At 73.4% G+C, this 26,465-nt stretch carries 25 protein-coding genes and 1 riboswitch; of the genes, 8 read left to right on the forward strand and 17 right to left on the reverse strand.

Features of this window, described 5'->3' with window-relative positions:
* Positions 1-74: 74 nt before the first annotated feature.
* Positions 75-542 (forward strand): SRPBCC family protein, encoded by a 468-nt coding sequence (locus tag ACFQGL_RS03095; RefSeq protein ID WP_377504979.1) that lies wholly within the window; start codon positions 75-77, stop codon positions 540-542.
* A 181-nt stretch (positions 543-723) separates the two neighbouring features.
* On the opposite strand, the gene ACFQGL_RS03100 is transcribed toward ACFQGL_RS03095, so the two are convergent.
* From ACFQGL_RS03100 to ACFQGL_RS03120, 5 genes are all read right to left on the reverse strand, one after another.
* Positions 724-1,359, reverse strand: coding sequence for a hypothetical protein (locus ACFQGL_RS03100; protein WP_377504982.1), 636 nt, complete (start codon positions 1,357-1,359; stop codon positions 724-726).
* A gap of 119 nt (positions 1,360-1,478) precedes the next feature.
* Positions 1,479-2,546 (reverse strand): coiled-coil domain-containing protein, encoded by a 1,068-nt coding sequence (locus ACFQGL_RS03105; protein ID WP_377504985.1) that lies wholly within the window; start codon positions 2,544-2,546, stop codon positions 1,479-1,481.
* A gap of 5 nt (positions 2,547-2,551) precedes the next feature.
* Positions 2,552-2,683, reverse strand: a riboswitch (cyclic di-AMP (ydaO/yuaA leader).
* A 114-nt stretch (positions 2,684-2,797) separates the two neighbouring features.
* Positions 2,798-3,715: a cation diffusion facilitator family transporter gene (locus ACFQGL_RS03110; protein ID WP_377504988.1), complete on the reverse strand. Its 918-nt coding sequence runs from the start codon at positions 3,713-3,715 to the stop codon at positions 2,798-2,800.
* 106 nt (positions 3,716-3,821) lie between these two features.
* Positions 3,822-5,939, reverse strand: a complete 2,118-nt coding sequence (locus tag ACFQGL_RS03115) for a HelD family protein (RefSeq protein WP_377504991.1) — start codon at positions 5,937-5,939, stop codon at positions 3,822-3,824.
* Positions 5,940-6,047: 108 nt separating this feature from the next.
* Positions 6,048-6,992 (reverse strand): alpha/beta fold hydrolase, encoded by a 945-nt coding sequence (locus ACFQGL_RS03120; protein ID WP_377504995.1) that lies wholly within the window; start codon positions 6,990-6,992, stop codon positions 6,048-6,050.
* Between the two features lie 148 nt (positions 6,993-7,140).
* Here ACFQGL_RS03120 and ACFQGL_RS03125 point away from each other — a divergent pair, with 148 nt between their 5' ends.
* Positions 7,141-7,764 (forward strand): carbonic anhydrase, encoded by a 624-nt coding sequence (locus ACFQGL_RS03125; RefSeq protein ID WP_377504998.1) that lies wholly within the window; start codon positions 7,141-7,143, stop codon positions 7,762-7,764.
* A gap of 83 nt (positions 7,765-7,847) precedes the next feature.
* Here the strand turns inward: ACFQGL_RS03125 and ACFQGL_RS03130 are convergent, their stop codons facing one another.
* On the reverse strand, positions 7,848-8,177 hold the full coding sequence (locus tag ACFQGL_RS03130; RefSeq protein ID WP_377505001.1) for a zinc-binding metallopeptidase family protein: 330 nt from the start codon (positions 8,175-8,177) through the stop codon (positions 7,848-7,850).
* 308 nt (positions 8,178-8,485) lie between these two features.
* Here ACFQGL_RS03130 and ACFQGL_RS03135 point away from each other — a divergent pair, with 308 nt between their 5' ends.
* Both ACFQGL_RS03135 and ACFQGL_RS03140 read left to right on the forward strand, forming a co-directional pair.
* Positions 8,486-8,977, forward strand: a complete 492-nt coding sequence (locus tag ACFQGL_RS03135) for a DUF3145 domain-containing protein (RefSeq protein WP_377505004.1) — start codon at positions 8,486-8,488, stop codon at positions 8,975-8,977.
* 106 nt (positions 8,978-9,083) lie between these two features.
* Positions 9,084-10,817: a glycoside hydrolase family 3 protein gene (locus ACFQGL_RS03140; RefSeq protein ID WP_377505007.1), complete on the forward strand. Its 1,734-nt coding sequence runs from the start codon at positions 9,084-9,086 to the stop codon at positions 10,815-10,817.
* A 24-nt stretch (positions 10,818-10,841) separates the two neighbouring features.
* On the opposite strand, the gene ACFQGL_RS03145 is transcribed toward ACFQGL_RS03140, so the two are convergent.
* Positions 10,842-12,701 carry an NAD-binding protein gene (locus ACFQGL_RS03145; RefSeq protein ID WP_377505010.1) on the reverse strand — a complete coding sequence of 620 codons (1,860 nt, stop codon included), beginning with the start codon at positions 12,699-12,701 and terminating at the stop codon, positions 10,842-10,844.
* A gap of 103 nt (positions 12,702-12,804) precedes the next feature.
* On the opposite strand from ACFQGL_RS03145, the gene ACFQGL_RS03150 reads away from it, so the two are divergent.
* A complete protein-coding gene (locus ACFQGL_RS03150; RefSeq protein ID WP_377505013.1) occupies positions 12,805-13,023 on the forward strand; it encodes a hypothetical protein in 219 nt (72 codons plus the stop codon).
* A 22-nt stretch (positions 13,024-13,045) separates the two neighbouring features.
* On the opposite strand, the gene ACFQGL_RS03155 is transcribed toward ACFQGL_RS03150, so the two are convergent.
* The 6 genes from ACFQGL_RS03155 to ACFQGL_RS03180 form a co-directional block, all read right to left on the reverse strand.
* On the reverse strand, positions 13,046-14,434 hold the full coding sequence (locus ACFQGL_RS03155) for an acyl-CoA carboxylase subunit beta (protein WP_465263512.1): 1,389 nt from the start codon (positions 14,432-14,434) through the stop codon (positions 13,046-13,048).
* 59 nt (positions 14,435-14,493) lie between these two features.
* Positions 14,494-15,720 carry a beta-ketoacyl-ACP synthase II gene (gene fabF, locus ACFQGL_RS03160; protein WP_377505019.1) on the reverse strand — a complete coding sequence of 409 codons (1,227 nt, stop codon included), beginning with the start codon at positions 15,718-15,720 and terminating at the stop codon, positions 14,494-14,496.
* A gap of 2 nt (positions 15,721-15,722) precedes the next feature.
* Positions 15,723-15,962, reverse strand: a complete 240-nt coding sequence (locus ACFQGL_RS03165; protein WP_089019568.1) for an acyl carrier protein — start codon at positions 15,960-15,962, stop codon at positions 15,723-15,725.
* A gap of 85 nt (positions 15,963-16,047) precedes the next feature.
* Complete coding sequence (locus ACFQGL_RS03170) at positions 16,048-16,992, reverse strand: beta-ketoacyl-ACP synthase III (protein WP_377505022.1); 945 nt, start codon at positions 16,990-16,992, stop codon at positions 16,048-16,050.
* A complete protein-coding gene (locus ACFQGL_RS03175) occupies positions 16,989-18,158 on the reverse strand; it encodes an acyltransferase domain-containing protein (protein ID WP_377505025.1) in 1,170 nt (389 codons plus the stop codon). Before ACFQGL_RS03175 ends, ACFQGL_RS03170 begins: the two co-directional genes overlap by 4 nt.
* A 78-nt stretch (positions 18,159-18,236) precedes the next feature.
* Positions 18,237-19,538 (reverse strand): PucR family transcriptional regulator, encoded by a 1,302-nt coding sequence (locus ACFQGL_RS03180; protein ID WP_377505974.1) that lies wholly within the window; start codon positions 19,536-19,538, stop codon positions 18,237-18,239.
* Positions 19,539-19,660: 122 nt separating this feature from the next.
* Between ACFQGL_RS03180 and ACFQGL_RS03185 the strand changes: the two genes are divergently transcribed.
* Both ACFQGL_RS03185 and ACFQGL_RS03190 read left to right on the forward strand, forming a co-directional pair.
* The gene (locus tag ACFQGL_RS03185) at positions 19,661-20,215 is read left to right on the forward strand and encodes an orotate phosphoribosyltransferase (RefSeq protein WP_377505028.1); all 555 of its coding nucleotides are present in this window, start codon (positions 19,661-19,663) and stop codon (positions 20,213-20,215) included.
* 169 nt (positions 20,216-20,384) lie between these two features.
* Positions 20,385-20,726 (forward strand): hypothetical protein, encoded by a 342-nt coding sequence (locus tag ACFQGL_RS03190; protein ID WP_377505031.1) that lies wholly within the window; start codon positions 20,385-20,387, stop codon positions 20,724-20,726.
* Positions 20,727-20,749: 23 nt separating this feature from the next.
* Here ACFQGL_RS03190 and ACFQGL_RS03195 read toward each other — a convergent pair whose 3' ends face one another.
* Positions 20,750-21,400, reverse strand: coding sequence for a hypothetical protein (locus ACFQGL_RS03195; protein ID WP_377505034.1), 651 nt, complete (start codon positions 21,398-21,400; stop codon positions 20,750-20,752).
* A gap of 245 nt (positions 21,401-21,645) precedes the next feature.
* Here ACFQGL_RS03195 and ACFQGL_RS03200 point away from each other — a divergent pair, with 245 nt between their 5' ends.
* Complete coding sequence (locus tag ACFQGL_RS03200) at positions 21,646-22,281, forward strand: copper resistance CopC family protein (protein WP_377505037.1); 636 nt, start codon at positions 21,646-21,648, stop codon at positions 22,279-22,281.
* A 63-nt stretch (positions 22,282-22,344) separates the two neighbouring features.
* On the opposite strand, the gene gltX is transcribed toward ACFQGL_RS03200, so the two are convergent.
* The 3 genes from gltX to ACFQGL_RS03215 form a co-directional block, all read right to left on the reverse strand.
* Positions 22,345-23,754, reverse strand: a complete 1,410-nt coding sequence (gene gltX / locus ACFQGL_RS03205) for a glutamate--tRNA ligase (protein ID WP_377505040.1) — start codon at positions 23,752-23,754, stop codon at positions 22,345-22,347.
* Between the two features lie 86 nt (positions 23,755-23,840).
* Positions 23,841-25,118 (reverse strand): MFS transporter, encoded by a 1,278-nt coding sequence (locus ACFQGL_RS03210; protein WP_377505043.1) that lies wholly within the window; start codon positions 25,116-25,118, stop codon positions 23,841-23,843.
* The gene (locus ACFQGL_RS03215; RefSeq protein ID WP_377505046.1) at positions 25,115-26,464 is read right to left on the reverse strand and encodes a GH1 family beta-glucosidase; all 1,350 of its coding nucleotides are present in this window, start codon (positions 26,462-26,464) and stop codon (positions 25,115-25,117) included. Before ACFQGL_RS03215 ends, ACFQGL_RS03210 begins: the two co-directional genes overlap by 4 nt.
* Between the last annotated feature and the right edge of the window lies 1 nt (position 26,465).

Genomic DNA, 26,465 nt, shown 5'->3' on the forward strand with positions numbered 1-26,465 from the left:
CGGTGTCCGTCCGGCCGTTGCCAGCAGGACATCGGTACGGGACGATCGTGCGACTATCGACGGCGGGAGACGGTGTGCTCAGGCGCGACACGTTCAGCTACACCGTCCAGGCCCGCTGCTCGGTCGCCGACGCGGCGGCGCTCCTCGGCGACCTGACCCGACAGGGTGAGTTGCACCCGCTGATCATCCGGGTCCGACAGCTGCCGACCCGGCCCGGTGCCCGGGCCAGCTACGTGATCAACGATCGCCTGGAGGCCGGGCCGCTGCGCTTCCGGACCAGCTACCGGGCGGACGTGCTGATCAACGATGCGGACGAGATCGTGATGGTGGCCCGCCAATGGCCGGCCACTTCGGTACGCAACCACACCCGACTGCGCGCCGAGCCGGACGGCCTGGTCCGGATCGACGTGGAGATCACCCTGACCGCGCCAGCCCCACTGTTCCGGTACGCGTTCGGCCAGGCCCGTTCGGCGCACCTGGCCCTGGCCACCCGCCTCGCCGCAGCCCTTGACCAAACCGGCGACCCCCCACCCACGACCTGACCCACCCGCGCCTCGCGTCCCGCGCCGCGCCCGCGCTGCGCCGAGCGATCACCTCTGCGGCTCGCGCCGCGCCTGCGCCGCGCCCGCGCCGCGCGATGACCCCCGCGGCCGCGCCGCGCCTGCGCGGCGCGGTGATCGCGCTCGATCCACGATGTAGTGGCCTGCGGGCAGCGGGAGGCCACTACATCCTGGTTGCAGCGCGATCACCGCCGCCGGCGGCAGCGCGATCACGGCCGCCGGCGGCAGCGCGATCACGGTCGCCGGCGGCAGCGCGACCACCTGCGCTGGCGGCAGCGCGATCACGGCCGCCGCGGGCCGCGCGGGTGCGAGCGCCGCGAGCCGCTGCCGGCTGTGCGGCCGGTCGTCGTCCCCATGGTTTGTACGTGGAGAGCACCGTCGCGATGATCATCAGGCTGGTGGACACCGTGGGTGCGATCACCAGGTCGGCGCGGTCCCGAGCGGGCAGGGCGGCGCCCAGCGCCCCGGCGTGCCGCAGGTTCGGGGTGAGCAGGAACAGCACCAGCCCGACCATCACCGTGGTGATCACGAGCTTGGCCACCACCCAGCGGTAGCGCAGCAGCCCCCACGGGGTGAGCAGCGCGCTGACCACGCCGATCAGCCAGACGAGCACGCTCAGCGGCGCGAACAGCACGGTGCCGATCAGCGCGGCGACCGGGTAGAAGGCGGCCGGGTCGGCGCCGCGCTGCACCGCGATGCCGAGGGTGAGCAGCACCAGGTCGGCGCCGAGCCAGCCGAGCGAGGTGATCAGGTGCAGGGTGAGCAGTGCCTTGCGGGCGGTGGGCGAGATCCGAGGCATACCTGGATGCTGCCCGCCGGGCGTGCCCGGGTCGTCCGACCGCCGACGACACCCGGGGTACGCCCCCGGACGTACTCCGGTCGGTGCCCCCGAGTCACGGGGGCACCGACCGGGACGGGTCAGTAGACGGACAGGTGCACGTGGTTGGTGTGTGCGCTGGACGGGTCGCCGCCCGCCCCGCTGTACGCCTTCCACCCGCTGCTGGGCAGCCAGATCTGCCGGTACCAGATCACGTACAGCACGGCGAGCCGGTCGGCGTTGCGGATGAAGTACGCCGCCAGGTTGTTGCCGTACGTCTTGTCACCGCCGGTGGCGTTGCCGCCGAAGCCGGACTTCTGCGCGGCGAAGTCGCAGGCCCGACCCTTCGGGTGCTCGCCGGAGCCACCGTTGCGGTGGCAGGAGACGTACCGGGTGAAGCCGGCGGCCTTGGCCTGGTTGAGCGCGTGCAGGGTGCGTGGGGTGACGCAGCCGGACGCCGGCGTGGGGTCGTTGACGCTGCACGACTCCGACGGCCAGGAGCCGTCCGAGTTGCGGGGCGCCGGTGTCGCGTTGGCGGTGGAGGTGCCCCGGTTGGAGTCGCCGCTGTCGGCGGTGGCCTGGGCCCTGGTCGTGGCGACGGTGAGGGCCCGTTCGGCCTGCTCCTTGCGCTTGGCCATCACCGCGACCTGCTTCTGCTGCTCGCGGATCTCACCGTCCAGGGCTACCTGGGTGCGGGTGACCTCGTCCTTGGTGGCGAGCAGGTCACGCAGCGCCCGGTCCTCGTTGGCGGCGACCGCCCCCAGCGCGGCGGCCCGGTCCATGAAGCCTTCCGGGGTGTTGCTGTTGAGCAGCGCCGACACCGTGCCGAGCCGCCCGGTGCGGTAGGCCATCCCGGCGATCGTGCCGACCTTGCCGCTGCGGTGCGACAGCTCGGCTTCGGTGGTCTTCAGTTGGGCGGTGAGCTGCTGCTGCCGCTGCACGGAGGTCTCCAGCGCGCGCTTCGCGTCCAGGTAGCCCTTGCTGGCGGCCTCCAGTTGGGCCCGTAACGCCGGGGTGCCGCCCTCGACGTCGTCGTCGGGTGCGGCGGCGGCCCGCAGGCCGGTCGGGGGAGCGGCCGAGGCGGTGCCGGCCGGGAGTGCGATGCCGAGAGCGAACATCGCGACGATCAGGCCCGCGAATCGGGCCGTGGGTGGTCGTGCTGGTGCCACTACGCATGTCCTTCCGTCAGCCGCCGACCGGGTTAGCTGACGGGTTCGGGACGGAAGATCCCTACCGCTGACGCGGATGCACCCCAGGAACATGGTTCCCCGGTTCGCCCGCTCGGGCGATTAGGCGGCGACCGCCACCGGCACCGGGTGGGCGCCGCTTGGTGGAGGCCGGGACCGAGCTTACCGGTGCAGGTGGGGTCGATGCAGCCGATGTGACGGACGGTGCGTGCGTGGTAACGATGAACTCGCCACTACCACTCGATCGAGCCGCAGGCGCCGGGGGCGGCGCCGGGCTCGATCTGCAACGTCGCGTGCTCGATCCGGAAGTCGTCGTGCAGGGCGGTGCGGGCCGCGGTGAGCACCGCGCCGACCTCCGCGTCGGGTGCCATGGTCAGGTGCGCCGAGGCCACCTCCATGCCCGAGGTGAGCGTCCAGACGTGCAGGTCGTGCACCTCGACGACGCCGGGCACGGCGGCCAGCCGGTCGTGCACGGCGGTCACCTGCAGGTGCTCCGGGGCGGCCTGCACCAGGATGCGGACGGCGGCCCGGCCCAACCGCCAGGTGCGCGGCAGGATGAACACGCCGATGGCGACCGCGACCGCCGCGTCGGCCCACCACCAGTCGGTGACCTCGATCAGCAGCGCGGCGCCGATCACGCCGAGCGAGCCGAGCAGGTCGCCGACCACCTCCAGGTAGGCGCCCTGGATGTTGATGCTCTCCCGGGCCCCGGCGCGGAGCAGGGCGAACGCGATCAGGTTGGCGAGCAGGCCGAGTACGGCCACCACGAGCATCGGGCCGGCCAGCACCCGGTGCGGGTCGCCGAACCGGCCGATCGCCTCGATCACCACGTAGACCGCCACGCCGGAGAGCAGGACGGCGTTGGCGAGCGCGGCGAGCACCTCAAGTCGGTAGAGCCCGAAGGTGCGCTGCGGATCGCCGGTGGCCCGGCGGGTCGCGGTGATCGCGGCGAGCGCCATCGCGATGCCGAGCACGTCGGTGAACATGTGCCCGGCGTCGGAGAGCAGGGCCAGCGATCCGGTGTGGAAGGCGGCCACCGCCTCGACGACCATCAGGGTGGCGAGCGGCCCGAACGCCGCCCAGAGCCGGCCTCGGTGCTGCTGCGCGGCGTTGGCGACCGACCCATGGTGGTGGTCATGACCTGCGCCCACGGAACCACCCTCCGCCGTCGATCGGGACCGGGTCAAATGTATGCTCACATCGCTATGTATGCAAGTGTAGGGCCGGACGCCGCCCAGCGCGGGCCGTTGCCCCGGATCAGGCGGTCGGATCGATGGTGGTGAGCCGCTGGGTGGCCCGGGAGAGCGCGACGTAGAGCGTGCGTACGCCGGCGCCCGGATCCGCCCGGATCTCGGTCGGCGCGACCAGCACCACCCCGTCGTACTCCATGCCCTTGGCCTCCAGGCTGGTGACCACCTGCAACCGCGACGCGCCGAGCGCGCCGAGCCAGCCGGCGACCTCGTCGCGGCGGGGGACCGGCGTGATCACCCCGACCGTGCCCTCCACCTCGGCCAACAGCCCGGTGGCCGCCTTGACGGTCGCGGCCTCCAACTCCTCGGCGGAGACCACCAGTTCGACCGGGTCGATTCCGGTGGAGCGGACGGCGGTCGGCAGCGGCAGGTCGGGGTAGAGCCGGCGGATCTCCGTCGCCGCCACCGCGAAGATCTCCGCCGAGTTGCGGTAGTTGGTGGTCAGCGTGAAGTTGTGCCGCTTGCGCCGGCCCAACGCCTGGTCCTGAGCCCGGGTCAACTCCTCCGGGTCACCGGTCCATGCGGTCTGCGCCGGATCGCCCACCACCGTCCAGGAGGCCAACCGGCCACGTCGGCCGACCATGCGCCACTGCATCGGCGACACGTCCTGCGCCTCGTCCACCACCACGTGCGCGTACTCCCGGTAGTCCTCCGGCCGCTCACGGGCCGCCGCCCGGGCGGCCCGCTGCCGCTCGCCGAGAGTGCTCAGCTCGCGGACCCCGCCGGCGAGCTGGAACGGGTCGCGCTTGGCCCGGGCCGGCCGCATCGGCTTGCCGAGCAGCGCGTCCAACTCGTCCAGCAGCGCCACGTCGGCGATGGTCAGCCCGGCGTCGTCCAAACTCCGGTACGCCGTGTTCAGCAGGCGGATCTCGGCGCTGGAGAGGATCCCGCCCGCGTACCGGCGCAGCCGGTCCGGCCGGGCCAGCCAGCCGAGCACGTGCCGCGGGTGCAGTCGCGGCCACCACGCCTTGAGGAACTCCCGGAACTCCGCCCGCTCGGCGATCTCGCTCTCGAAGGCCTGCTGCTCCGGAAGCCGGGTGATGCCCAACCGGCGGGCCTGCGCCCAGAGCGCGGCGAAGACACCGTCGAAGCCGGCCCGGCGGGCCTCGTTGCGTCGGGCGCCCCGGGGCAGCGCGCGGTTCCGGATCCCGTCCAGCTCGGCCCGGTCCAGCCGCAGCAGCGTGCCCCGGTAGAGCAACCGCAGCTCACCCGGCCCGCCCGGCACCGCGTCCTGGACCGCCCGCTCCAGCACCCGGCGCATCCGCAGCGAGCCCTTCACCGACGCCACCTCGGGCGGGTCGGTGCGGGTGGCGGTCATCCCCGGGAAGAGGGTGCCCAACGAGTGCAGGGTCGCGGTGTCCTCACCGAGCGAGGGCAGCACCGAGGCGATGTACTCGACGAAGACCGAGGACGGGCCGACCACCATGATGCCGCCGCCGGCGTACCGGCTGCGGTCGGAGTAGAGCAGGTACGCCGCCCGGTGCAGGGCCACCGCGGTCTTGCCGGTGCCCGGCCCACCGGCGACGATCGTCACCCCGGAACCGGGGGAGCGGATCGCCTCGTCCTGCTCCCGCTGGATGGTCGCCACGATGTCGCGCATGCCCCGGCCGGTGGCCCGGGACAGGGTGGCCAGCAGCGCGCCGTCGCCGACAACCGTCATCCCCTCCGGCGCGGCGGTCGGGTCCAGCAGGTCGTCCTCGATCCGGGTGACCCGCTCGTTGCGGGACTGGATGGTGCGGCGGCGCACCACGTCCAGCGGTTGGGTCGGCGTGGCCTGGTAGAAGGCGGCGGCGGCCGGGGCTCGCCAGTCCACGACCAGCGTGGAGGCGTCCTCGTCGCGGATGCCGAGCCGCCCGACGTGCAGGATCTGCCGGTCCCGCAGGTCCAGCCGGCCGAAGACGAGTCCCTCGTGCTCGGCGTCCAGGGTGTGCCGGCGCTGCGCGGCGTGGAAGACCATCGCGTCGCGCTCGACCAGCGCGCCGAACGTGCCGACCCGGGCCATCCGGTAGCCGTCCCGCTCGGCGCGGACCGCCGCCTGCCGCAGGTCGGCCAGTCGGGCGTACACCCGGTCGAGGTGCCGCTGTTCGACAGCGATCTCCTGCTCCAGGGCGGTCTGGTCGGTCAACGCACGCTCCATTCGATGTCGCCGGCAAGCGGCGCGAACCGCGCGGGCCAACCGCAGAAGGGTACGGCCCCCGTCCCGGCCCCCCGCGCCCGAGGTGCGGGAACGCGGTCAGCGAGCCGTTTCGGCGGGGGTCGTGCCGTGCGCGCGGGGCGGCGGATCGGCGAGCACCCGGCGCAGTACGCCGGTCAGCGCGGCGTTCACCTCGGCCGGGCGTTCCATCATCAGCATGTGCCCGGCGCCCGGGCAGACGGTCAGGTCGGTGGCCGGCAGGGCGGCGGCGATCGACTCGGCGCACGGCGGCGGGGTCAGCCGGTCCCGGTCTCCGACCAGGGCGGCGGCCGGCAGGTGGGCCAGCGCGGCGAGGGTGGCCAGCCGGTGCTGGGCGCCGATCGACGCGCGGAACCCACCGATCGAGCGCAGCGACGCGCGGGCCACCGCCGAGGTCACCAGGCGGATGTCGGCCGGCTCGCAGCGGTCGCCGAAGAGCATCCACCGGATGCTCGGTTGCAACGCGTTCAGCAGGGCCCGGGGTGCTCGCCACGATCCGCAGCGGGCCAGCACACCGGCGCCGGTCGTCTCGGCCAGCCGGATCAGCCGCGCGATCCGGGGCGACAGCCCGTAGACGGTGTGCGTGTGACCCTCGGCGGTGGTCGAGACGAAGACCAGGCCGGCGGTGCGGGCGGCGAAGTGGGTGGGGTGGCGGTGCGCGTATTCCATGATCGTCATGCCGCCCATCGAGTGCCCGACCAGGATCACCCGGCCGGTCGGCGTCACCGCGTCGAGCACCGCGGCGAGATCATCGCCGAGCTGGGCGAGGGTGGCCGTGGGAAGCGCCATGCAACTGGACCGGCCGTGGCCCCGCGCGTCGTAGGTGACCACCCGCACGTCGCCGCCGGCCGCCTCGGCGAGCGCGTCGACCTGCCGGTGCCAGCTGCGCCCGTCCAGCGTCCAGCCGTGCAGCAGGACGGCGGTGACCTGGGCGTCCGGCGACCCCGTCGCCTCCACGTGCAGTCGCACACCGTCGGGCATACCGACCTCGAACCGCTCCGGCATCGCCACCTCCCAGGGCCGTCCGGCACCACCAGCACCGGATTACCCGGCGGTAACACCGGCTACCCGTCATGACACCACGCCAATCGCGCCGTGGCGAACATTCCCGACCCCGCCCGGGGCCCGTCGGTGGCGGGCCAAGCTGGACGACATGGGGTCGTCGGGGCAGGGGCGACAGGCCGGGGGTACGCCCCGAGCCGCGCTGGCCGAGCTGCTCGCCGGCAACCGGCGGTTCGTCAGCGGCCAGCCGGTGCACGGGCACGACGTGACGGCGGCCGCGGCGGCCGCGTCGGGGGACCAACAGCCGTACGCGGTGGTCCTCGGCTGCATCGACTCACGGGTGCCGTTGGAGGCGATCTTCGACCAGACCTTCGGCGCGATCTGTGTGATCCGTACCGGTGGGCACGTGCTCGACCGCGCGGTGTGCGGCTCGATCGAGTACGTGGTCGGGCAGCTCGGCGTACCCCTGGTGATGGTGCTGGGCCACGAGCGGTGCGGCGCGGTCGGTGCCGCGGTGGACGCGCTGCGCGGCGGCGAGCGCCCGGGCGGCTCGCTGGCGCACCTGGTGGACGAGATCGCGCCGGCGGTGACCGAGGCGGGGCTGGACGACCCGGCGGTGCACCCGTTGGCGATCCGCCGGCACGTCCGGCGCACGGTGCGCACCCTGCGCGCCGACGACCTGCTGGCCGGGCCGGTCGCCGCCGGCCGGGTGGACGTGGTCGGCGGCCTCTACGACCTGGCCACCGGCGAGGTGGCTCTGCTGGATGGGGCCTGAGCCCCGCGGGCCGGCCCCGGACGCGAAACCGCCCGCCGGGAGAAATCCCGACGGGCGGTTCCGATGGTGCGGTGGGGGAGGGCTCAGCCCTCGAAGACGCCGGCCGCGACCAGACGCTTCTCGGTCGCGTCCCAACCGTCCTGCGGGTGGTTCACGGCGAGGCCGTTGATCTCGGCGCGGATCTTGGCGGCGTGGCCGGCAGCGGCCAGCACCCGGATCTCCTCGACGAAGGCGTCGGAGTCGGTGCGCAGGTGCACGGTCTTGCCGTTGGTCAGGTTCCGGATGTAGGCGTGCTTGCCGCCGTTCAGCGGAATGAGGTACTTGAACTCGCCCAGCACGCTGAGGGCGCCACCCTGGCCAGCCTGGCCGGCCCGGACGGACGCGCGCGCGGTCTTAGAGGTGTTGCTCGCCACGGAGGTACTCCTTGCAAGACGTACGGGAGGACTGGGACGTCCGGGGGCTGTGTGCGGGCGACACTGGGTCGGCCCGCGAAGGTGTAACGCGGCACAAGCCGCCGATGGAACTGTACACGACCACGACATCAGGCTGGTCGTCGCGGTGTCCTGAGAGGCAACGGCGACCACCCGTCCGGCTATTCCGACCGGCGAGTTTTCCGATTCCCTGGCGCACCATCCGTCACACAAGTCATCATGTGTTGCAGCAACCACCTGGGTGGACGAGGTCGTAGGGGAAGACGCACCTCGCTCTCCGGGAGGTCACCGTGCCAACGCGTGGCGTCGTATACGTCCACTCGACCCCGCTCGCCGTGTGCTCGCACGTCGAGTGGGCGATCGCGCGCGTCCTAGCCGCGCCGGTCAACCTGCAGTGGACGGCTCAGCCCGTCGATCCCGGCGCCCGCCGGGCCGAATGCGGGTGGACCGGTCGTCCGGGAACGGGCGCCGAGCTGGCTGCTGCCCTCCGGCAGTGGCCCATGATCCGTTTCGAGGTGACCGAGGAGCCCAGTCCCGGTGTCGACGGCGAACGCTTCATGTTCGTGCCGGCGCGCGGCCTGTTCCGGGCCACCGTGGGCGCGGCCGGCGACATCCAGCTCGGCGAGGACCGGCTGCGCGCCCTGATGGCCGCCGCCCGGGCCCCGGAGGCGCTGGCGCACGCCCTGGACAAGGCGCTCGGCACCGCCTGGGACGACGATCTGGAGCACTACCGGCACGCTGGCGACGGCGCCCCGGTGACCTTGCTCACCCGGGTCGGCTGACCCGGCCGCCACCGAGCCGGCCACCTGCCCGCACGTCGTTTGACGGCCACGGCGTGAGCGGGTGGCCGGTAAGGTCAAGTTGCCCCGATAAGGGGGAACTGGTGGGATGGTCGGCGTGCCGATTCGCTCGCGTCGCGCCAGCGTCGCCGTCGCCGCCCTGACCGCCCTGCTCGTCTCCGGCTGCTCGGGCGACCCGGCTCGCCCCGGGCCGACGCCCGGCCCGGCCGGCACCTCCGCCGGCCCGAGCGCGCCCGCCCCGACGCCGACCGGCGACCCGGCCACCCGGGCCGCCGCGCTGGTCGGCACGCTCTCCGACGAGGACCTGGTCGGCCAGGTGCTGATGCCGTACGCCTACGGCGACTCGGCGACGAAGGTCTCCGCGGGCTCCGCGGCCGGCAACCAGGCCCTGGCCGGCGTGGACACCCCGGCCGAGATGATCGCGAAGTACCGGCTGGGCGGGCTGATCCTGGTCGGGTTCAGCGCGGACGACCCGACCAAGGGCAACCAGGAGACCACCAACGTCGACAACCCGAAGCAGGTGCACGAGCTGACCGGTGGGCTGCGCGCCGCCGCCGGCCGCCTCGCCGCCGGCCCGGCGCCCTTCCTGGTCGGCACCGACCAGGAGTACGGCGTGGTCACCCGGGTCACCAGCGGGGTGACCGTGCTGCCCAGCGCCCTCGCCGCCGGTGCCGCCGGCGACCCGGCGCTCACCGAGGCCGCCTGGCGGGCGGCCGGCACCGAGCTGGCCGCGATGGGGATCAACGTCGACTTCGCGCCGGTCGCCGACGTGCTGGCCACCCGCAGCACCGTGATCGGGTCCCGGTCGTTCGGTGCCGACCCGAAGCTGGCCGCGGCGCAGGTCGGCGGCGCGGTCCGTGGCCTCCAGGCGGTCGGCGTCGCGGCCACCCTGAAGCACTTCCCCGGCCACGGCCACAGTGCCGACGACTCGCACCAGGACCTGCCGGTGCTCACCCAGTCCGCGGCGGCACTGCAGAGCGGGGCCTGGCCGCCGTTCACCGCCGGGATCGACGCCGGGGCGATGGCGGTGATGTCCGGCCACCTGGACGCGCGGGCCATCGACCCGGGCACCCCGGCGACCTTCTCGCACAAGCTGCTCACCGACGTGCTGCGCGGTCAGCTCGGCTTCAAGGGCGTGGTGATCACCGACGGGATGAACATGCCGCCCGCGAAGCGATGGGCTCCCGGCGAGGCCGCCGTCCGGGCGCTGAACGCCGGCAACGACCTGATCCTGATGACCCCGAACGTCGGCCAGGCGTACGACGGGCTGCTCGCCGCGCTGCGCGGCGGGTCGCTGCCCCGCACCCGGCTGGTCGAGGCGGTCACCCGGGTGCTGACCATGAAGTTCCGGCTGGCCGAGCAGCCGCCCGCGCAGATGTCCACGCTCAACGCCCCGGCGCACCGTGCGGCGGCGGACGCGCTGGCCGCCGCCGCCGTCACCGTGCTGCGCGGTGCCTGTGGTGGCGCGGTACGCGGGCCGGTCACCGTCACCTCCTCCGCCGGCCGGGACGGCACCCGTGCGACGCTCACCGAGGCGCTGAAGGCGGCCGGCGTGCAGGTGAAGCCCAGCGGCGGCACGGTGGTGCACCTGGTCGGCTACGGCGACGGCACCGGCGACCTGAGCGCCGGCGCGGCGGTCACGGTCGCCATGGACACCCCGTACGTGCTGGCCAAGGCGGCGTCGCCGACGCTGCTGGCCACGTACTCCTCCAGCCGGGCCTCGATGACGGCGCTGGCCGCCGTGCTGGCCGGCAAAGCGCGACCGGGTGGGCGGTCGCCGGTGACGGTGCCCGGCCTGCCCGCCACCACCTGCGCCACCTGACCGGTCCGGCCGACGGCCGGTGGGTCAGAGGCCGTCCTCGACGGTTGGCCGGTCCGTGGCGTCGGCCCCGGTGTGCGTCCCGGCTTCCGTCCCCGATCGGCGCGCCACCGGTGGGGTGAGTAACCGCAACAGCGCCGTACCGGCCGTGTTCGACGACAGCGGAGGCGGATCCTCGCTCGGTACCGTCCGGGCCAGCAACTCCGCGAGCCCGGCCCGGGTGGCGACGACCAGCAGCCGGTCGGTGCGTACCAGCGGCCGCCGCTGCGGCAGGGTCCAGATGGTCTGCCCCACCCGGCCGGTACGCATGGCGATCACCCGAGCCTCGCGCGGGCGGCTGAGCTGCGCACAGAAGGCGCCCTCCACCTCCGAGCCGGCACCGACCGGCAGTTCGGCGAGCAGTAGGACACGCCGCCCGACCGAGATCGTGTCGATCACCTCACGGCCCATCATCGCCGCCGCGAACGCCGGCGCGGCCAGGTACGAGACGCTGCGCGAGTGGTTGATGCCGAAGGCACGCTGCACCCGCTGGGCGAACCCCTCGTCGAACAGCCGCAGCACCACCCGCAGGGGAGCCGCCGCGTCGCCCGACGACGCCCGGTGCAGCGAGCGCCCGAGGAGCGCGGTCTCCAGGTTGGTCACGTCGTCGGCGCAGAGCACCACGAGCGCCCGGCAGGTCGACACGGACGCCGCCCGCAACGTCTCCGGGCTGGACGCGTCGCCGATCAGGACCGCGATGCCCAGCTCCCGGGCCACCGCCACGCCTCGGGCCGTCGCCGCCCGGTCCACCGCCACCACGGTCAGGCCGAACGCGTGCAACTCCTGCACCACACGTGTGCCGATGTTGCCCAGCCCGACCACGATCACGTGGTCGTCGAGCGGATCGGTGAGCCGGCCGGCCGCGACCGCCAGTCGGGCACGCACCACCGAGTCGACCACCAGCGCGGTCACCGTGGGGACCAGCGCCACTCCGGTGACCACCAGCAGCAGCGCGGTGACCTTCTCCACCGACGACCCGGCTGGGTCGGCGTCGGCGCTGCCGAGGGCGGTGAGCAGCGTCAGGTAACCGGCCTGCAGCGGGTCCAGGTGCCGGGCCTGCCCGAGCAGCACACTGCCGACGGCGAGCACCGCGGCCGTCGCACCCAGCGCCCAGCGCAGACGCCGGCCGAGCACCAACCGGGCAGTTCGTAGCAGCCGGCGGCGTGGTGGGGTCGGTGCCGTCCGCCGCCGACCGTACGCCCGCACCAGCACCAGGTCGGCGGAGTCCTCGTCGGCGGGGAGGGTGACCGGCTCGGGGCCGCTGGTGTCCGCCAGCGCGCAGACCACGTCCGCGGTGGCCGGGTCGAGTGCGGCGCGGCTGGCGATCCGCAGCAACTCGTCGTCGGGCAACCGCAGGTAGGTGGGCGTGTCGTCGCCGAGCGTCGCGGCCACGAACGCCGGCGCGGCGATCTCCGATCCGGAGAGCACCGCGCAGTCGCCGAGCATGGTGGCCACACCGTCGCCGAGCACCGGATTGAACAGCCGGACGACGAGCCGCACCTCCGGGTCGAACTCCCGAACGATCAGTGCGGCGTCCACATTGGCCACGTCGTCCGCGCTCACCAACGCGACCGCCGCAGCCCCGCGTACGCCCACCCGTTGCAGGACCTCGCTGGTCAGCCGGCGAGCCACCAGCACCTCGGGGCGTGGGTCGACGTCGGACTCGGCGGCGAACTCCGCGATGTCCGGGGCGTGGTTGTCGGTCAGCGACGGCACCACCACGGTCACGGCCACGCCGTAGCGGTCGACCAGCTCGTTGACCAGCCGGCGTGCCAGCGCGTTGTCCCCGCAGACCACGAACCGCCGACCGGAATCCAGATCGACACCGTCCGCGCTCTCGTCGGGCACGCCCGCATGGTATCCGCCGACAGCCAGTGCGCCGGGTCCCCGCCGTGGGCGGGCGCCGGAAACCGGTCGCGCCGGCGGCCCCGGGGCTGGCATGGTCACGGCCATGGGGCAGGCGCGGGACTTCGAGTGGGTACAACGGGCCGACGGCACGGTGGTGATCACGCACCACGGGCGGGTTGCCGGCAGGCTGCGGGGCGGCCGGGCGGCGGAGTTCCTCGCCGAGGTGGACGACGACCCGCAGTTGGTGATGGCCCGCTGGACCGGCAACTATCGGCACGGCAACGAGCGCACCGCCAAGCAACACCCCCGCAACCGAGGCTGAGACGTGCGGGCGGCTCCCGCCGCTAGAGCGGGATGTTGCCGTGCGCGCCGCGGGCGGCCGGTGCGCCGGCCAGCGCCTCGGCGATCCGCCGGCGGGTCTCCGCCGGCTTGATCACGTCGTCCACCACGCCGATCTCCAGCGCCCGGTTGACCCCGCCCGCCGTCCGGGTCTGCTCCTCGATCAGCTGCGCGCGCAACGCCTCGCGCTGCTCCGCCGGAGCCGCGGCGAGCCTCTTGCGGTGCAGGATGTTCACCGCGGCGCTGGCGCCCATCACCGCGACCTCCGCGTTCGGCCAGGCGAAGACCGCGGTGGCACCGAGCGAGCGGGAGTTCATCGCGATGTACGCGCCGCCGTACGCCTTGCGGGTCACCAGGGTCACCCGCGGCACCACCGCCTCGGCGAACGCGTGCAGCAGCTTCGCACCGCGCCGGACCACGCCGTCCCACTCCTGGCCCAGCCCCGGCAGGTAGCCGGGCACGTCGACCAGCACGATCAGCGGCACGCCCAGCGAGTCGCACATCCGCACGAACCGGGCCGCCTTCTCCGCGCTGGAGGCGTCGAGGCAGCCGCCCAGCCGCAGCGGGTTGTTGGCGATCACGCCGACCGTCCGGCCGCCGAACCGGCCCAGCGTGGTCACCACGTTCGGTGCCCACTTGGCGTGCAACTCCACACCCGGCTCGTCGAGCAGTGCCTTGACCACCGGCTTGACGTCGTACGCCCGGTTGGGCTCGGCCGGCATCCTGGCCGCCAGATCGTGGCCGTGGTCGTCGGTGGCCGGCACGTCGTCCGGGGAGAGCCGACCCTGGTGGCCGAGCAGCGCGGCCAGCCGGCGCGACTCGGTCATCGCCGCCGCGTCGTCGGCGCAGGTCACGTGCACCACGCCGGAGCGCCTGCCGTGCGGCTCGGGGCCGCCCAGGCGCTCCATGTCGACCTGTTCACCGGTGACGCTGCGGACCACCTCGGGCCCGGTCACGAAGATCCGCCCGGCGCCGCTCATCACCACGATGTCGGTCAACGCCGGCCCGTACGCCGCGCCACCGGCCGCCGGGCCGAGCACCACGGAGATCTGCGGTACCCGGCCGGACGCGCGGACCATGGCCGCGAAGACCTGCCCGACGGCGTCGAGCGCGACCACACCCTCGGCCAGCCGGGCACCGCCGGAGTGCCACAGGCCCAGCACCGGCACCCGCTCCCGGACAGCGGTGTCGATCGCGTCGACGATGTGCCGGCAGCCCTGGGTGCCCATCGCACCACCCATCCGGGTGGCGTCGGTGGCGTACGCGATGGCGGCCGTGCCCTCGATCTCGCCGCGCGCCCACAGCACCCCGGAGTCGTCCCGGGGTGCCAGCAGGCGCAGCGAGCCGGTGTCGAACAGTGCCCGGAGGCGGACCTCCGGGTCCCGCTGGTCCACCGTGGATGTCTTCGTACCGAGGGCGGTGCTGGTCACGTACGCCTCCAAGGGCTGCGGTGTCAGGCCCGCGTGAAGACGAGGGCCACGTTGTGCCCGCCGAAGCCGAACGCGTTGTTCAGCGCGGCCGGGATCTCCATGTGGCGTGCCTTGTGGGCGGCCACCTCCAGGGTGAGGCCCTCCTCCGGATCGTCGAGGTTGATCGTCGGAGGAACGACACCGTCGCGGATGGCCAGGATGGTGGCGATCGACTCCAGCGCGCCGGCGGCGCCGAGCAGGTGACCGGTCATCGACTTCGTCGCGGCCAGCACCGGGTGGTCGCCGAGCGCCTTGTGCAGCGCGCCGATCTCCAGCATGTCGCCGACCGGGGTCGACGTGGCGTGCGCGTTGACGTGCACGATGTCCTGCTTGGCCACGTCCGCGTCCGCGATCGCCTTGGCGATGGCCCGGATGGCGCCCTCACCCTCGGCGTGCGGCTGCACGATGTCGTACGCGTCGGAGGTGATCCCGGAGCCGGCGAGGCGCGCGTACACCCGGGCGCCCCGGGCTGCGGCGTGGTCGGCCCGCTCCAGCACCAGGATGCCGGCGCCCTCACCGAGGACGAAGCCGTCGCGGCCCTTGTCCCACGGGCGGGAGGCCCGCTCCGGCTCGTCGTTGCGGGTCGACATGGCCCGCATCGAGCTGAATCCGGCGATCGGCAGTCCGTGGATGACCGCCTCGGTGCCGCCGGCGACCACCACGTCGGCCCGGCCGGCGCGGATCATGTCGAGGCCGAGCGCGATCGCCTCCGCGCCGGTGGCGCAGGCGCTGGCGACCGAGTGCACGCCGGCCTTGGCGCCCAGCTCCAGCCCGACCCAGGCGGCCGGGCCGTTGGGCATCAACATCGGGATGGTGTGCGGGGAGACCCGCCGCGGCCCGGAGGCCTCCAGGATGTCGTCCTGGGCGAGCAGGGTGGTGGCGCCGCCGATACCGGAGCCGACGCTGACCGCCAACCGCTCCCCGTCGAGGCCGGAGTCGGCCAGGCCGGCGTCCGCCCAGGCCTGCTGCGCGGCGATGATCGCGATCGCCTCGGAGCGGTCCAGCCGGCGCAGCCGGACCCGGTCCAGCACCTCGGACGGCTCCACGGCCAGCTGGGCGGCGATCCGGACCGGCAGTTGCGCGGCCCACTCCTGGGTGAGGGCACTCACCCCGGAGCGGCCGGCGAGCATGGCGTCCCAGGTCGACGCGACGTCCCCGCCGAGCGGGGTCGTCGCGCCGAGCCCGGTGACGACGACGTCAGGACGACTCATGATCAGGACTGCGCCTCGATGTAGGTGACGGCGTCCCCGACGGTCTTGAGGTTCTGCACCTCGTTGTCCGGGATCTTGACGCCGAACTTCTCCTCGGCGGCCACCACGACCTCCACCATGGAGAGCGAGTCGACGTCGAGGTCGTCGGTGAAGGACTTCGCCTCGGCCACGTCGTCCGGGTTCACCCCGGCAACCTCTTCGAGGATCTCGGCGAGGCCGGTGGTGATCTCGTCACGGGTCATTGCGGTTGGTTCCTCTCATCGGGGTTCGTTGGCGGCCGACGTCGCCGGCCGCCGCTCCTGGGGCGCGTGCGCGCCCGAGGGGTCTTCAGGGGCAGCGGATGACCTGACCGGCGTAGGTCAGCCCGCCGCCGAAACCGAACAGCAGCACCGGAGCGCCCGAGGGCACCTCCCGCCGCTCGATCATCTTGGACAGGGCCAGCGGCACGCTCGCCGCCGAGGTGTTGCCGGACTCGACGATGTCCTTCGCGATGATCGCGTCGGGGATGTTGAGCCGCTTGGCGATGCCGTCGATGATGCGGGCGTTGGCCTGGTGCGGCACGAACGCGGCCAGCTCGGACGGGTCGACACCGGCCCGCTCGCAGGCCTGCAGGGCCAACGGCGCCAGCGCGGTGGTGGCCCAGCGGAACACCGCCTGCCCCTCCTGCTGGATGTACGGGCGCCAGCCCTCGATGCGAACCGCGTCGCTCTTCTCCGGCACCGAGCCCCAGACCACCGGGCCGATCTCGGAGGGCTCGTCGTCGGCGGTGGCGGTGACCACCGCGGCGCCGGCGCCGTCACCGAAGATGATGCAGGTGGAGCGGTCGGTCCAGTCGGTGAAGTCGGAGAGCTTCTCGGCGCCGATGACGATCGCGTTGCGCGACGCCCCGGCCCGGATGGCGTGGTCGACGGTGCCCAACGCGTAGCCGAAGCCCGAGCAGGCGGTGTTGACGTCGTACGCGCCCGGCGCGGTGATGCCCAGCTTGGCGGCGACCCGGCAGGCCACGTTGGGGCTGCGGTCGACCGAGGTGCAGGTGGCGACCACGACCAGGTCGATGTCGGCGGCGGTCAGACCGGAGTTGGCCAGCGCCTTGCCGGCGGCGGCCGCGGCCATGTCGGCCACCGTCTCACCGTCGGCGATGCGCCGGGTGACGATGCCGACCCGGTCCCGGATCCACTCGTCGTTGGTCTCCACGAGCTGGGCGATGTCGTCGTTGGTCACCACCCGGGAGGGCTGGTAGTGACCCATCGAGACGATGCGACTGCCGGTCATGAGTGGCCTCCGATGCGGGCGAGCGGTTGGCCCGGCGCGACCGGGTCGTCGTGGTTGGCGAGCCATTCGGTGAGGACGCCGCCGGAGTGGGCGGCCACCTCGACCGGCCCCTGCCGGGTGGCGACGTGCCCGATGACCTGGCCGACGCGGATCGTCTCGCCCTCGGCCAGGTCGTCGGCCGGGGCGAAGGTGCCGGCGGACGGGGCCACCACCACCCGGAACTGCATGGTCGGCTCGTGGCTGGGCGCCATGCCGTGCCGGGCGATCAGGTCCCGTGCGGCCGGCAGGTCGTCCGGAGTGTTCAGGGTGACGATCTCCGGTGCGCCGGTGCCCTTGAGCTCCCGCTTGACCAGGCCGGCGAGGGTGCCGGCCGGGGGCAGCTCGATCACGCCGGTCACCCCGAGGTCGGCCAGCGTACGCATGCACAGGTCCCAGCGGACCGGGGCGGTGACCTGGCGAACCAGGCGCTGCACCATGTCCCGACCGTGGTTGACGGCGGTGCCGTCGAGGTTCGACAGCAGGATGCGCGCCGGGTCGGACGGGGTGATCCCGGCGGCCACCGTGGCCAGCGCGGCCTCGGCCGGAGCCATGTACGGGGTGTGGAACGCGCCGGCCACCTGGAGTCGGATGATCCGGCTCTTGGCCGGTGGCTCGGCGGCGAGCTTGTCCAGCCCGTCCAGGGAACCGGCGGCGACGATCTGACCGGCGCCGTTGCGGTTGGCCGGGTGCAGCCCGTGCGCGTCGATCGCGGCGAGCACCTCGGCCGGGTCGCCGCCGAGCACGGCGGCCATTCCGGTCGGCTCCAGCGCGCACGCGGCGGCCATCTCCCGGCCCCGGACGCCGGCGAGGGTGATCGCGGCCTCGGCCGACAACACCCCGGCAAGCGCCGCGGCACCCAGCTCGCCGACGCTGTGGCCGACGGTGAGCGTCACGTCGTACAGCGGGAGGTGCTCGGCGGCGAGCAGCGCCGCCGCGACCAGCAGCGGCTGGGTGCGGGCGGTGTCCTTGATCTCGTCGGCGTCGGCGGCGGTGCCCAGGTGCACCAGGTCGACCCCGGCCAGCGCGGACCACCACCGCAGTCGTGCTTCGGTGCCGGTCACGTCGAGCCAGGGGGTCAGGAAGCCGGGTTTCTGCGAACCCTGGCCGGGACTAAGTACGGCGAGCACGCTTATGACTCTCCCGGATACGCGTGGGTAGCGCTGTGCCGGCTCCGACCAAACCACACTAGAACCTTTGGAGGGTTCCTACAAAGATCGGCGGGGATCATCCTTGGTTTGGGCGGATTTCCGGACGGCCGGGGTCATTGTCTGGGTCGGGACGGGCGGGGTCACCGGGACCACCGGATCCAGCCGGCCCACGGTCAACGCCACCTGGAGGGTGAAGGCGTCCCGGGGCGACAGCGGCGAGAAACCGGTCACCTCGGCGATTCGGCGCAGCCGGTAACGCACCGTGTTCGGGTGCACGAAGAGTGCCCGAGCCGCGCTCTCCAGCGTCCCGCCGGCGGCCAGGAACGCGTCCAGGGTCTCCAGCAGCTCGCCACCCGCGCGCACCAGCGTCGCGTACACGTCGTGCCGCAGCCGACGGCGGGCCTCGGCGTCGCCGGCGAGAGCCCGCTCCGGCAACAGTTCGGCGGCCGGCACCGGCCGGGGGGCGGTCGGCCACGCGGGCGCCGCCCGGAATCCGGACAGCGCGGCCCGCGCCGACTCCGTCGCCTCGTCCAGGCTGGGTACGGCGGGACCGACCACCACCGGCCCGTCCCCGAACGCGCTCAGCAGCTTGCCGGTGGCGGCCAGCGGGTCCGCCGCGCCGCCCAGCACGATCACCAGCCGGTCGCCGTGCACACCGCCGATCACCTCGACGCCGATCCGGCGGGCCTGCCGGTAGACCACGTGTAGCACGGCGGAGACCTCCCCACCGGGGGAGCGACCCACCGCCACCGCGACCGGCGGCGCGTCCGCCCACCCGAGCGCGGCGGCCCGACTGGCCAGCACGTCCGGCGAGTCACCCCGCAGCAGCGCGTCCACCAGCAGGGCCTGCAACCGGGCGTCCCAGGCGCCGCGTGACTCGGCGGCGCGGGCGTACACCCGGGCGGCGGCGAACGCGATCTCCCGGGAGAAGCGCAGCACCGCCTCGCGCAGCGCCTGCTCCTCGCCCTCGGCGGCCAGGTGCGACACCTGTTCCTCGACCACGTCGATGGTCACCTTGATCAGCGCCACGGTCTGCTGGAGGGTGATCGACCGGGCCAGCGCCTCCGGGGCGGCGGCGAAGACCTCGTCGGAGACCTCCTGGGTGCTGTCCGCCGTGCCGCCACCGTCGCGTAGCCACTGCACCAGTGACCGGGCGCCGGCCTGGGCCACCAGCATCACCCAGGAGCGCTGGTCGGCCGGCAGGGCGCGGAACCAGGGCAGCGTCTCGTCCATCCGAGCCACGCTGGCGGTGGCCAGCGCCCCCGCCGCGCGTTCGATCTGGCGCAGCGTGGCCGTCAGCTCCCCACCGCCCGGCGTACTCACCGCCCTAGCCTGACACGTCGTGAGCAGGCCATCCACCTCGGCACCGGTTCGCCGGTCGGCGGCCCGCCAGCGCCCCGGGCGCTCGCGCGGGCCGCCGGCATCGACACGCATTACAAGGGGTACGCCGAGCGCGCGCCGGCGGGACCAGAATGATCATCATGACGTACGCAGAGACCAGGGCCGAGTTGGCCCGCGAGATCGACGCCACCTGCCGGCTGACCGGCCAGTTCGTGCTCCGCTCCGGCCGGACCGCCGACGAGTACTTCGACAAGTACCGGTTCGAGGCCGACCCCCGCCTGCTGGACCGGGTGGCCGCCGAACTGGCGGCCCTGGTCCCGGCCGACACCGAGGTGCTGGCCGGGCTGGAGATGGGCGGCATTCCGGTGGTGACCGCGCTCGGCCGGCACACCGGGTTGCCGTGCGCCTTCGTCCGCAAGACCGCCAAGCCGTACGGCACGGCCCGGCTGGCCGAGGGAGCCGACCTGGCCGGGCGGCGGGTGCTGGTGATCGAGGACGTGGTCACGTCCGGGGGCCAGGTGGTGGTGTCCACCGGTCAGCTGCGCGAGTTGGGTGCCCGGGTGGAGTGGGCGCTCTGCGTCATCGACCGTGCCGAGGGTGGAGCCGCACTGCTGGCCGAGCACGGCGTGGCTCTGCGGGCGCTGTTCGGCCGAGCCGATCTGGAGGCTCACCGCACGGTGCGACCCACCGGATGAACGATGCGGGACGAACCCGTGAACTGGAGAGCGTGATCAGCTCTTTTCGCGCCGTCCGAAGCGTTGACCCCGGGTACGCCGTGCGCGACCCGTCGGTCCCGGCCAGTACGGTGACAGGGCACGTCGGGGGGAGCACCGGCGGGTGAGTGCGAGCGTGAGGAGACCGGGGATGGCGCACGGGGAGGCCGAACACGGCTGCGCCCAGGGCGAGCCCTGCCGCCCGGGGCATCCCGACCCGCAGGCGGCTGCCAAGCACCGCCGTACGGTCGGCGGGGTGCCGCCGCACCCGGCGGAGCCGATCACCGGCCGCCCCGCCGACCGGGCGGACGACGACGTCGCGGTGCCCCGCCAGCGGGCTACCGAGCCGCTGCTGCCGGGGGAACCCGAACCCGATGTGGTCGACGGTTGCCTCAGCGAACTGCCCGGGTGGGCCGGCGCCCACCGGCACGGCCCGGTCCGGCCACGTCCGCGCGCCACCCGGCGGGAGCGCCCACCGCGCCGCTGGTGCTGACCACCCGGCCGCCCGGCGGTGGGTCAGCGGGTCCGGCGGCGGATCAGTAGCGCGATGCCGGCGAGGCCGACCGTGATGGTCAGCATGACCCCCACGTTGAGCAGCAGCAGGTGCTGCAGCTCGCCGAGCGCCTCGTCGAGGTCCTTGGCCGGGTCGAGGGTGTCCTCCGGAACCACCCGGTCGCCACCGCCCACGCCGCCGCTGACCGTGTCGTACTGCCGCTCCAGCGGCACCCCCGCGGTGCGCAGCGTCTCGGACATGTTGAGCCGCCCGAGGAACCAACCGGCGCTGGTCTTGCGGGCGTCCGGCTGCTTGGCGGGTCGGTAGATCCGCGGGCCGCCGACCGCCTTGGGATAGAGGTCGTACGTCTGCTTCGCGGTGTCACCGGCGAGCACCACGACCGTGTACTTCGGACCGAGGTCGGCGGCCTTCGGCCCCTTCGGCTGGCCGGTGCGGCCGAGGAAGTTGACCTGGTCGATGACCGCGACGACATGCTGCGACTGCTCTTCCGCGCGCAGCCGCAGCGGCTGGGACAGACCCTCGCCGGAGATGTCCACCCCGGCGGGCGCCGGCTTCGGTGCCGCCGAGGCCGGCGCGGCGGTGCCGAGCGACAGCAGCGCCGCGGCCATCGTGCCGACCAGCACGGTGACCATCCGCCTCATCTGTCGGACCATCCCGCCTCCTCGCCCCGTTCGATGGATGGCTTCGCCGTGACGTCCGAATCGGTCAGTCGGAGCTGGGACCGACCGGGGGGGGTCGGGGGCCCACTCTCACAGAATCCGCAGAACGTCGATGGATTGCAGCTTGTGGAACAGTAATTGGAACTATCTGCGATCTCTGCTCGACTAATGAGGAGCTATTTGATCAGCGGGCGGATCGTACCCTTACGGAGGGGTTCATGGGGGGCAGGGTTACACGAATGAAGCGGATCGTGCCAGTGGTGCTCGGCGTGGCGCTCGGTGTGTCGTTGCTGGTGCCGGCGACCCCGGCGGCGGCGCACAATTCGCTGACCGGCAGCGACCCGCGCGACGGCGCCCGGGTGGCCACCGCGCCCACCCGGATCGAGCTTCGGTTCTTGGCCAAGCCGGCTGCGGCTACGACGAAGATCACAGTAACCGGTCCGGACAATGTGGTCGCCGGTGGCCCACCGACCTTCAGCGGCACCCGGGTGAGCGTGCCCTTCAAGCCGGCTGCCGCCGGGCTCTACATCGTCGGCTACCAGGTCGCCTCCGGCGACGGGCACCCGGTGAAGGGCGAGGTGCGGTTCACCCTCACCACCGGCACGGCCGCCGACCCGTCCGCGAGCCCGTCCGCACCACCACCGGTCGGCGCTGGCTCCACCGCGGCACCGGGTGCGGCGACCGGCTCGCCCTCGGCCGGGTCGGCCTCCGCATCGCCCGGCGTGGACGGTGCCAGCATGACGGCGACCGCGCCGCTGTTGAAGAAGCGCGCCGACTCCGGTCAACATTGGTGGCCCTGGGCGCTCGGCGTACTGGTGCTAATCGCCGCCCTGGTGAGCGGCCTGCTGCTCCGTCGCCGGTCCAACCGCGGCTGAGCGTCCGCCGGGGTGTGCCGTCGACGGCACGCCCCGGCGGGTCAGACTGCTCAGCGGGCCCGGTCAGACCAGGCGGAGCCGCGCGGCGCGCATCCGGGTCAGCGAGCGCTCGCGGCCGAGGACCTCCAGCGACTCGAACAGCGGCAGGCCCACGGTGCGGCCGGTGACCGCGACCCGGACCGGCGCCTGGGTCTTGCCGAGCTTGAGGCCACGCTCGGCGCCGACCGCTTCAAGCGTCGACTTCAGCGCCTCGGCGTTCCAGGACTCCAGCGCCTCGAACGCCACGATGGCGGCGTCCAGCAGGTCGGCGGAGCCGTCCTTCATGGTCTTGGCCCAGGCCGCCTCGTCGATCAGCGGTGCGGACAGGAAGAGGAAGTCGACGTTCGGCACGATCTCGCTGAGCACCGCGAGCCGGGTCTGGGCCAGCGGCGCCACGGCGGCGAACGCGTCCGCGTCGAACTCCTCGGGCTGCCACGGTGGCGGGGCGATGGTCCCGGTGCCGGTCAGCCACGGCTGGCAGGCGTCGATGAAGTCGGGCACCGACAGCGCGCGGATGTACTCGCCGTTGAACGCGCGCAGCTTCTTCTCGTCGAAGAAGGCGGGGGAGGGGTTGACCTCCTCCAGCCGGAACTCGTCCTCGATCACCGACCACGGGACGATCTCCCGATCCCCGGAGGGCGCCCAGCCGAGCAGCATCAGGTAGTTGCGCATCGCACCGGCGAGGTAGCCCTCTTCCCGGTACGCCTCCAGCGCGACCTTGTCGCGGCGCTTGGAGAGCTTCTGCCGCTTCTCGTTGACCACCACCGGCACGTGCGCCCAGACCGGCGGCTTGACCCCGAGGGCGTCCCAGAGCAGCTGCTGCTTGGGGGTGTTGGGCAGGTGCTCCTCGGCCCGGATCACGTGGGTGATCCCCATGATCATGTCGTCGACGACGTTGGCCAGCAGGAAGACCGGCGAGCCGTCGCCCCGGGCGATGACGAAGTCCTCGATCAGCCGGTTCTCGAAGGTGGGCTCGCCGCGGATCAGGTCGACCACCACGGTCGCGCCCTCGTCCGGCGTACGGAACCGCAGCGCCCGACCCTCACCCGGGCCCAGGCCGCGGTCGCGGTGGTAGCCGTCGTAGCCCTGGTACTGCGAGCCGGTGCGGGCCTGCACGTCCTCGCGGGTGCAGTCGCAGTAGTAGGCGCGGCCCGACTCATAGAGCCGTGCCGCGGCGGCCCGGTGCTCGCCAGCGTTCTCGGACTGGAAGTACGGCCCCTCGTAGCTGCCCCGCGAGATGCCGATCCAGTCCAGCGCGGAGAGGATGCCCTCGGTCCATTCGGGCTTGTTGCGGGCGGCGTCGGTGTCCTCGATGCGCAGCACGAACACCCCGCCCTGCTGCTTGGCGTAGATCCAGTTCTGCAGCGCCGAGCGGGCGCCGCCGACGTGGAACATACCGGTCGGGGATGGGGCGAAGCGCACACGTACCGTCACGTCCTCCAGCCTACGGCGGCCGGCCAGCGAGTAAGGAAGGGCCCCTTCCTATCGCCTGGTGTTGTACAAGGGTCCCTTCCTTGCACTCAGGAAACTGAGCGGATCTTGACGACCAGGGCGCTGCCGACCACGGTGACCACGGCGGTGACCGCGTAGAGCGTCGGGTAACCGCCCAGATGCACCACCAGCGGGGCGGAGAGCGCCGGCCCGAGCACCTGGGGCGCCGAGTTGGCAATGTTGATCACGCCGAGGTCCTTGGCCCGGTCGGTGGCCCGGGGCAGGACCTGGGTGATCAGCGCGGCGTCCACCGAGAGGTAGACCCCGTACCCGGCGCCGAGCAGCAGCGCGGCGACGATCGCCATCGGCCAGACCGGCGCCACCGCGAGCAGCAGCGCCGCGACCGCCATCACCAGCCCGGAGACGATCACGTAGATCTTGCGCCGACCGGAACGGTCCGACAGCCGGCCGGCGACCACCGCGGTCAGCATCATGCCGAGCGTGTAGAGCAGGATCAGCACCAGCAGGCCGCCCTCGGGGTCGGGGTGACGCACCCCGTCGGTGAGGAAGTACAGCAGGTAGAGAGTGCCCAGCGCGTTGCCCAGCTGCACCAGGAACCGGGTGATCCAGGCCCAGGCGAAGTCCGGGTGCCGGCGCGGGCTGATCCACATCGAGGTCAGCAGCGTCCGCATCCGCAGCGCCGGCCGGTGTGCGCGGGGCAGCGGGTCGTCGGCGGTGAACAGCGCGAACGGCAGCGACAGCAGCAGGATGGCCACCGCGATGGCGACGTAGCCGGCCGCGTTGCCGGTGACCACGGCGGTGACCAGCACCGCGCCGAGGACCAGCCCGAGCGCCTGCGGGATCCCCACCCAGCCGGACACTGCGCCGCGCTGCACCACCGGCACCCGGTCCGGGATGGCCGCGGTGAGGCTGGCCAGCATCGCGTTGAAGCAGACCTGCGCGGCGACCCAGCCGAGGGCGACCCCGAGGATGGTCCGCTGCTGGGCCAGCAGCACCAGGGCCGCCGCGCCGAGCACGGCCCCGCCGGCGGTCCAGACGTGCCGGCGGCCGAACTCCCGACCGCCGAGCCGCAGGCAGGTCCGGTCCGACAGCGCGCCCGCCAGGGGGTTGGCCAGCACTGCGGCCAGCGCGCCCAGGCCGGTGACCACGGCCAGCATGTTCTCCTTGTCACCGGGCGCGATCTGCTCGATCTGCTGCGGTAGCAGCACCTGGATGGGCGTGAAGAACGCCATCCAGACGCCGAGGTTCGCCGCGAAGATCAGCGCGATCCAGCCACGCCGTACCGGCACGGTGGGTTCGGCGAGCGCGGCCGGCAGCGACGCCGGGGTCGGGTCGAGGGTGGTCACCGCGTCGACCCCGGCCGGCTGGCCGCGATCACGTCGCGCAGCCAGGTGTACGAGGACTTCGGCGTACGCGTCTGGCTGGCGTAGTCGACGTGCACCAGGCCGAAGCGTTTGGTGAACCCCTCGGCCCACTCCCAGTTGTCCAGCAGCGACCAGACGAAGTACCCGCGCACGTCCACCCCGTCGTCGATGGCGGCCCGCACCGCCCGCAGGTGCCCGTCGAGGTACGCGATCCGCTCCGGGTCCGACACCTGCCCGTCCGGGCCCGGTGCGTCGTCGTACGCGCAGCCGCTCTCGGTGATCTCGATCGGTGGCAGCGCCTCGCCGTACCTGGTGTGCAGCCAGCCGAGCAGGTCGTGCAGCCCGTCCGGGGCCACCGGCCAGTCGAAGGCGGTACGCGGGTACCCGTCGAGCGGGACCAGCTCGAACGGCAGCGGCGAGCCCTCCTCGGCAGCCCGTACGCCGGTCGGGTTGTAGTAGTTGACCCCCAGCACGTCGATTGGCGCGGCGATCGTGTCGAGGTCGCCCGGGCGGATCACGCTGGCGTCGAAGCCGGGCAGTTCCGGGTAGCCGCGGCCGAGCAGCGGGTCGGTGAAGAGCCGGTTGTGCAGCGCCTCGTACGCCGCCCCGGCGGCCAGGTCGGCGTCGCGGCCGCCGAGCACCCGCACCGGCGAGTAGTTGTTGGCGATCGCCACCGGGCTGGCGGTGCGGCCGCGCAGCGCGGCGACCGCGAGCCCGTGCCCGAGCAGTTGGTGGTGGGCGACCGGGAAGGCGTCGAAGAGCAGCAGGTGACCGGGGGCGTGCACGCCCATGCCGTAGCCGAGGCTCATCTGGATGAACGGCTCGTTCAGGGTGATCCAGAGCCGGACCCGGTCGCCGAGTCGGGCGGCGGTCAGGTCGGCGTACTCGGCGAATCGGCCCGCGGTGTCGCGGTGCAGCCAGCCGCCCGCGTCCTCCAACGGCTGGGGCAGGTCCCAGTGGTAGAGGGTGGCCACCGGGTCGATACCGGCGGCCAGCAGTTCGTCCACCAGCCGGTCGTAGAAGTCCAGACCGGCGGCGTTGGCCGGGCCCGAGCCGCTGGGCTGCACCCGGGGCCAGGCGATCGAGAACCGGTACCCGGAGACGCCCAGCCCGGCCAGCAGCGCGACGTCCTCGGCGTGCCGGTGGTAGTGGTCGCACGCCACCTCGCCGGTGCTGGCGTCACTGATCCGACCGGCCGACTGGGCGAAGGTGTCCCAGATGGACGGTCCGCGACCGTCCGCTGTGGTGGCGCCCTCGATCTGGTGGGCCGAGGTGGAGACGCCCCAGCGGAAGCCGGTGGGGAACTCCGGCAGCGGTGCGGTCGACATG

It is taken from the genome of Micromonospora vulcania, assembly GCF_042658605.1.
In the GTDB taxonomy this organism is placed as follows: Bacteria; Actinomycetota; Actinomycetes; order Mycobacteriales; family Micromonosporaceae; genus Micromonospora; species Micromonospora vulcania.